The organism is Amycolatopsis sp. NPDC003861, from assembly GCF_053605405.1.
On sequence record NZ_JBSGJD010000399.1, the window covers coordinates 1 to 5,731 of the forward strand.

Annotated in this window: 6 protein-coding genes; 5 read left to right on the forward strand and 1 reads right to left on the reverse strand. The window is 72.0% G+C overall.

The window, feature by feature from the left end:
* Positions 1-344: 344 nt before the first annotated feature.
* A complete protein-coding gene (locus tag ACWEVN_RS46025) occupies positions 345-2,459 on the reverse strand; it encodes a HelD family protein (RefSeq protein ID WP_449685164.1) in 2,115 nt (704 codons plus the stop codon).
* A gap of 124 nt (positions 2,460-2,583) precedes the next feature.
* Between ACWEVN_RS46025 and rsmD the strand changes: the two genes are divergently transcribed.
* From rsmD to ACWEVN_RS46050, 5 genes are all read left to right on the forward strand, one after another.
* The gene (gene rsmD, locus ACWEVN_RS46030) at positions 2,584-3,144 is read left to right on the forward strand and encodes a 16S rRNA (guanine(966)-N(2))-methyltransferase RsmD (protein WP_452055475.1); all 561 of its coding nucleotides are present in this window, start codon (positions 2,584-2,586) and stop codon (positions 3,142-3,144) included.
* A 43-nt stretch (positions 3,145-3,187) separates the two neighbouring features.
* Positions 3,188-3,673, forward strand: coding sequence for a pantetheine-phosphate adenylyltransferase (coaD, locus tag ACWEVN_RS46035; RefSeq protein ID WP_452055476.1), 486 nt, complete (start codon positions 3,188-3,190; stop codon positions 3,671-3,673).
* A 79-nt stretch (positions 3,674-3,752) separates the two neighbouring features.
* Positions 3,753-4,439, forward strand: a complete 687-nt coding sequence (locus ACWEVN_RS46040; protein ID WP_452055477.1) for a ribonuclease domain-containing protein — start codon at positions 3,753-3,755, stop codon at positions 4,437-4,439.
* A gap of 64 nt (positions 4,440-4,503) precedes the next feature.
* The gene (locus ACWEVN_RS46045; protein WP_452055478.1) at positions 4,504-5,004 is read left to right on the forward strand and encodes a sigma-70 family RNA polymerase sigma factor; all 501 of its coding nucleotides are present in this window, start codon (positions 4,504-4,506) and stop codon (positions 5,002-5,004) included.
* Positions 5,004-5,693 (forward strand): hypothetical protein, encoded by a 690-nt coding sequence (locus tag ACWEVN_RS46050; RefSeq protein ID WP_452055479.1) that lies wholly within the window; start codon positions 5,004-5,006, stop codon positions 5,691-5,693. The genes ACWEVN_RS46045 and ACWEVN_RS46050 overlap by 1 nt, the downstream gene beginning before the upstream one ends.
* Positions 5,694-5,731: the final 38 nt, after the last annotated feature.

Consider the following 5,731-nt stretch of genomic DNA (forward strand, 5'->3'; position numbering starts at 1 on the left):
TGTCACTACGGCCGGTGGTACCGCGTCAAGGCGGGAAAGCGTGCCTTGACCCGGCACCACCGTCCGCGTGCTGGCTTCGGATCGGGGTGGCGGGGGAGGTCTGGGCGGGGTGCGAGTCCGGCGTCGACGTGCCGTTCGAGCTGGTGAAGGACCTGGAAGGGCGCTCCGACTCAGCCGCAGGAGCCGCAGGGCCCACCCTCCCTGGGGGAGCCACCCCGCTCCAGCGTATCGAGGGGGTCCGACTTCGAAGCCGGAAAGCCGCTGCCGGGGCCGGAGCTGTCCCCAGCCCCATCGGGTTGTGGGCAACCCCGTCAGGCACGCCGGCTCTTCGGAACCGACCGGCCTCAGGCCGCCGGGATCCAGTCCGGGTTCGAGGCCAGGACGATCAGCTGCTGCGTCGCCCGGGTCAGTGCCACGTACAACACCCGCCGCCCCGTTGTCGACTCCGTGATCAGGTCGTTCGGCTCCACCAGGACCACCGCGTCGTACTCGAGGCCCTTCGAGTCCAGGCTGCCCACGACCTTCAGCCGCTCGTCCGCCTGCCCCGACAGCCAGCCCGCGATCTCCGGGACCCGGTCCATCGCCGTGATGACGCCGACCGTTCCCTCCACCGCGCCCAGCAGCTCCTTCACCGCCGCCTGGGTTGCCGCCGCCAGGCCCGCTGCCTCGACCGGGCGGACCTCCGGCTCCACTCCGGTGCGGCGGACCGCCACCGGCAGCTCGCCGGACTCCGCGTGCCCCGCCACCACCTTGGCCGCCAGGTCGAAGATCTCCGCCGAGTTGCGGTAGTTCGTGCGCAGCGTGAACCGGCGCCGGGCCGTCTTGACGCCGAATGCCTGGTCTCGGGCCGAAGCCGCCTCCGCCGGGTCCGGCCACGAGCTCTGGACCGGGTCGCCGACCACCGTCCAGCTCGCGTACTTGCCGCGCCGGCCGACCATCCGCCACTGCATCGGCGACAGGTCCTGGGACTCGTCGACGACCACGTGCGAGTACTCGTCGTAGTGCTCCGGCCGCGTCGGCGCGCCGCCCGAGCGCTCCGGCTCGACCTCGATCACCTGGCGCCGCTTGCGCTTCGGCGGGGGCCCGACCAGGACGCGCAGCTCGTCGAGCAACGCCACGTCCGCGATCGACCAGCCCCGCGAGCGGTCCGCGAAGTCCGCGGCCAGCATCGAGATCTCCTGGCGGTTCAGGATGCCCTTCGCCGCCGCGGCCAGGCGCTTCTCCTCGCCCAGCCACTTGAGGATCTGCGCCGGGTACAGCACCGGCCACCAGACGACCAGGAAGCGGTGGAAGTCGATCCGCTCGCCCAGGTCGGTGATCAGCTCGGCGCGGTCGATCTGCCGGCCGTCGTCCTTCGCGTGCTCTTCGGCCTTCGCGGCGAGGGCGTCCAGCAGCAGCTCGGCGGCCCGGATCCGCGAGCGGTTCGGCGGCGCGCCCTGTGTGTGGGCCTTGCGGCGCACCTTCTCCAGCTCGCGCGCGCCCAGCTTCAGGACTTCGCCGCGGTAGACGATCCGCATCTCCTCCGGCGCCTCCGGCGGCGTGTCCCGCAGCGCCCGCAGCAGCACCTTCCGCATCCGCAGCGACCCCTTCACGGCGGCGAGCGGCGAGGCGTCCTGCCGCGTCGCCTCCAGGCCGTCGAGGACTTCGCCGAGCGCGCGCAGTTCGACGTTCGTCTCACCCATGGAGGGGAGGACCCGCGAGATGTAGCTGGTGAACACGCCCGACGGCCCGATCACCAGCACGCCCGCGCCGCCGAGCTGGCGGCGGTAGCGGTACAGCAGGTAGGCCGCGCGGTGCAGCGCCACCGCGGTCTTGCCGGTGCCCGGCCCGCCGGTGATCTCGGTGACCCCGCGCCACGGCGCCCGGATGACCTCGTCCTGCTCCTTCTGGATGGTCGCGACGATGTCGCGCATCTTCTCGCCGCGCGAACGCCCCAGCGCGGCCATCAGCGCGCCCTCGCCGACGATCTGCATGTCCTCGGGGACGGCGTCGGCGATCAGGACGTCGTCGTCGACGTCGAGGACGTTCTGGCCCGAGCAACGGATCACCCGCCGCCGCACCACGTCCATCGGTTCCTCGGCCGTGGCCTGGTAGAACGCCGCCGCGGCCGGCGCGCGCCAGTCCGTCACGAGGTTGTCGAACTCGGCGTCGCGGATGCCGAGCCGGCCGACGTAGGTGCGTTCTCCCTCGCGGTCGTCGAGCCGGCCGAAGACGAGGCCTTCGTACTCGGCGTCGAGCGTCTGCAGCGTCTGGTTGGCGTGGTAGACCATCATGTCGCGCTCGAACAGCATCGACGCCTGCTCGAAGATCGCCTCGCGCTGCGCTCCCTGGCCGATCTCGTAGCCCTTCGTCCGCATAGCCTCGGCCTGGACCCGCAGTTCGTCCAGACGGGTGTACACGCGATCGACGTGGGCTTGCTCGATGGCGATCTCGGCCCGTCTGACCCGAGGTTCGGACACGCATGGCTCCTTGACAGCTTTGGGGTCGCCTCCGAGGGCGAAGAACGACTCTACGCGGTGGCCCGGGCGGGGACACCCGTGTCCCGGTCATCCGCGCGGCAGGCCGTCCCCGCACAATCGGGGGGTGACCAGGATCGTGGCCGGGACGGCGGGCGGACGGCGGCTGAAGGTGCCGCCGAAGGGCACCCGGCCGACGTCGGAACGCGTGCGGGAAGCCCTGTTCAACGCTCTGGAGACGGCGGGCGAGCTGGACGGCGCCCGCGTCCTCGACCTCTACGCCGGCTCCGGCGCGCTCGGCCTCGAAGCCCTCTCCCGGGGCGCGGCGGACGCGTTGTTCGTGGAGTCCGACCGGCGCGCGGTGGGCGTCCTGCGCGGCAACGTCGCGGCGCTGCGCCTGGGCGGCACGGTCCGGGCGGGGCAGGTCGAGGCGGTGGTCGCCGCGCCCGCGCCGTCGCCGTTCGACCTCGTGCTCGCCGACCCGCCGTATGCCGTGGACGCGGCCGCGCTCGGGTCCGTGCTGGCCGCGCTGGCCGCGGGTGGCTGGCTGACGGCATCGGCGCTGGTGGTGATCGAGCGCGCGGCCCGCGACGGCGAGCCGGACTGGCCACCGGGCTTCGAGCCGGCGCGCGCGAAGAAGTACGGCGACACGGCCGTGTTCTGGGCGGAGTACACGGCTGTGGCGTGAACCACGCGGCGGAGACCGGGTGCGGCACGGTAGCGTCCGCGCCATGCGGCGTGCGGTCTGTCCCGGTTCCTACGACCCGGCCACCAACGGCCACCTCGACATCATCGAACGGGCCAGCCGGCTGTTCGACGAGGTCGTCGTCGCCGTCGGGGTCAACCGGTCGAAGAAGGGGCTCTTCGAGGTCTCCGAACGGCTCGAGATCCTCGGCGACATCACCGCGAAGCTCGGCAACGTCCGGATCGACTCGTGGGAGGGCCTGCTGGTCGATTACTGCCGCGACAACGACATCGCGGCGGTCGTCAAGGGCCTGCGCTCGGTCAGCGACTTCGACTACGAGCTGCAGATGGCGCAGATGAACCGCGAGCTCACCGGCGTCGAGACGCTGCTGATGGCGAACAACCCGGCGTACGGCTTCGTGTCCAGCTCGCTGGTCAAGGAGATCTCGGCGCTCGGCGGCGACATCGAGCGCTTCGTGCCGCCGGTCGTCTACGAACGGCTGTCGGAGAAGTTCCCGAAGCTGAGGCGCTGACCCTCCGTTCGTCGGGACTTCGACCCGGAGTTCACGTCCACGTCTCCTGAAAATCATCCGATCGGGTTACGGTCCGAAAATGACCAACTACCGATCGCGCCTGGCTGCCGTCCTGTTCGCGCTCTTGGCGACGTTGTTCGCCGGGGTCACCGCGCCGTCCCCGGCCGTCGCCGCGCAGAACGCCTGCGGGAACCTGTCCGGCTTCTCGCACACGACGCTCTCGGCGCTGCCCGCCGAAGCGACGACGACGTACCAGCTGATTCAGACGAACGGGCCGTTCCCGTACCCGAAGAACGACGGCGTCGTCTTCGACAACCGGGAAGGCATCCTCCCGGCCTGCGCGTCGGGCTACTACCACGAGTACACGGTGCCGACGCCGGGCTCGAGCACCCGCGGCACGCGCCGCATCGTGACCGGCAGCGCCGGCGAGTACTTCTACACCGGCGACCACTACGCCACCTTCAAGGTCATCGACATCAGCGGTGGCGGCACGACGCACGCCTGTGGCGACCTGTCCGGCCTGGCCAAGATCGGCTACTCGCAGCTGTCGTCGGCGGCGAAGACCGTCGTGAACAACGTGCGGAACGGCACCTCGGCCGGGACGACCTACGAGAACCGCGAAGGCGTGCTGCCGGCCTGCGCGTCCGGTTACTACAAGCTCTTCGCTGTCGGCACGAACGACCGCGTCATCTCCGGCAAGGCCGGCGAGCTGGCCTACACGCCCGACCGCTACGCCACCTTCAAGCGGATCGACCTGAATTCCTGAACCCGTGCAACGCGCCGCGCCCCCTCGTCCGTGAGGTACACCGGAAGGCGGACGAGGAGGCGCGATGCGGGCTGCGGACGACGCGGATTTCCGGGAGTTCGCCCGGGCGCGCGCCTTCGCGCTGAGACGGACGGCGTACCTGCTGTGCGGTGACTGGCACCTCGCGGAGGACCTCGTCCAGCTGACGCTGATCAAGCTGTACCGGGTCTGGCCGAAGATCACCCGGCGGGGGCCCGTCGACAACTACGCCCGGCAGGTCCTGCTGCGCTGCTGGCTCGACGAGTCCCGGCGGCCGTGGCGGCGCCGCGAACGCCGGGACGGCGTCGTGCCGGACCGGCCCGCCGTCCTGAACGACACCGGGATTTCCGGCCCGCTCCTGCGCGCTCTCGCCGAGGTCCCGCCGAAGCAGCGCGCCGCCGTCGTCCTCCGCTATTGCGCGGACCTGCCGGCGGCGGCGGTCGCGGACGTGCTGCGCTGCTCGGAAGGGACCGTCCGGAGCCAGGCCGCCCGCGGGCTCGAGACTCTCAGGGGCCTGCTCGAGCACAGCGCGGAGAGGAGCGCGTGATGACCGACCTCGAAACCCGCCTGCGCGAGGTGACCGTCCCGGAACCGCCGCTGGGCTTCGACCCCGACGAGCTCGCCGACCGGGCGGCCCGGGACGTCCGCCGGCGCCGCGCCGGGATCGTCGTTTCGGTGGTGGCGGTGGCCGTCGCGGCCGTCGCGTTGTTCACGCCGAGCACGCCGCGGGTGCCACCGGCCTCGCCGCCGTCCCCGCCGTCGCTCGCCGAGCAGGCGCGGATCCGGCAGGCGCTCGGCGACGCCGTGACCGGGGTGTTCCCCGGGGTGCGGGGCCTGAGGGTCGGCGTGTCCCCGGCGGACGCCATCGGCCCCGGCCGGATGGCCGTGACCGCCGCCTTCGTCGACGCGTCCGGGCGGCCCGGCGACTTCCAGCTGTCGGTGTACGGCAGGCAGGTGCCGGACGAGCACATCCCGTTCGCCCGGTCCTGCGCGGAAGGGGAGCGGGACTGCGAGCGGATCCCGCAACCCGGTGGCGCGGTGCTGGTGGTGTACGAAACCGGCTTCGTGAGCCCTGGGGGTTTCACGAAGCTGCGCGGCTTCGTCGGCGTCCTCCGCCGGGCCGACGGCTCGACGGTGATGCTCGTCGACGCCGCCGACGACGCCGCCGACTCGGTGCAGCTCAGCGAGGAACAGCTCGAGCGGGTGATCACCGATCCGGCGTTCGCGCTGCCCTAGGAACTCCGGCGCCGGGCGTGTCCCCCTGGACCACGCCC

What these genes read in the sequence shown, in the direction of transcription:
- coaD (WP_452055476.1), top strand. Translation starts at nt 3,188, where the DNA reads ATGCGGCGTGCGGTCTGTCCCGGTTCCTACGACCCGGCCACCAACGGC.
- ACWEVN_RS46040 (WP_452055477.1), top strand. Translation starts at nt 3,753, where the DNA reads ATGACCAACTACCGATCGCGCCTGGCTGCCGTCCTGTTCGCGCTCTTG.
- ACWEVN_RS46045 (WP_452055478.1), top strand. Translation starts at nt 4,504, where the DNA reads ATGCGGGCTGCGGACGACGCGGATTTCCGGGAGTTCGCCCGGGCGCGC.
- ACWEVN_RS46050 (WP_452055479.1), top strand. Translation starts at nt 5,004, where the DNA reads ATGACCGACCTCGAAACCCGCCTGCGCGAGGTGACCGTCCCGGAACCG.